This window comes from Nonomuraea maheshkhaliensis (genome assembly GCF_039529435.1).
GTDB lineage: Bacteria > Actinomycetota > Actinomycetes > Streptosporangiales > Streptosporangiaceae > Nonomuraea > Nonomuraea maheshkhaliensis.
In genome coordinates, this window is record NZ_BAAAMU010000334.1 from 1 (window position 1) to 652 (window position 652).

A 652-nucleotide genomic window follows, 5' to 3' on the forward strand; every position below is an offset into this window, starting at 1 on the left:
TCGCCGGCGAGCTCGTGCAGGTTCCAGGCGGCGACGGCCTTGGCTGCCAGGACCTCGTGCAGGCGTTCGGGGGTCAGGGACTCGATCACGCCGTCGTCCAGCGCGCCGGCGCAGTGCACGACCGCCGACCACGACCGGCCCCCCAGCACCTGCTCCAGTGCCTGGCGGTCGGCCGCGTCGCAGGCCACGATCTCCACCTCGGCACCCAGCCCCACCAGCTCGGCACGGAGCTCCTGCGCGCCGGGAGCCGTCCCGCCCTGACGGCTCAGCAACACCAGATACCGGGCCCCGTACGCCGAGACCAGATGCCGCGCCACCAGCCCCCCCAGCGTCCCGGTCCCACCGGTGACGAGAACCGGGCGTTCCGGGTCCAGCACCGGCGGCATCCGCAACACGATCTTGCCCACATGGCCCGCCCGCTGCATCAGGCGGAACGCCTCCGGCGCCCGCCGCACGTCCCACGTCCGCACCGGCAACCGCTCCATCGCCCCGTCCCGGAACAGCGCCAGGACCTCGGCGAGGATGGCCTGGATGCGGTCGGGGTGCACGGCGATCAGGTCGAAGGCGGTGTAGCCGGGGAGGCCGGTGCGCAGGTCCGTTTTGCCCATTTCGATGAAGCGGCCGTCGGGTTTGAGGAGGCCGAGTGAGGCGT

General features: G+C 72.9%; 1 protein-coding gene. It reads right to left on the reverse strand.

Features of this window, described 5'->3' with window-relative positions:
* Positions 1 to 608 (reverse strand): SDR family NAD(P)-dependent oxidoreductase (locus tag ABFX54_RS56715; protein WP_346115630.1); only part of this gene is annotated, 608 nt, incomplete at its 3' end.
* Between the last annotated feature and the right edge of the window lie 44 nt (positions 609 to 652).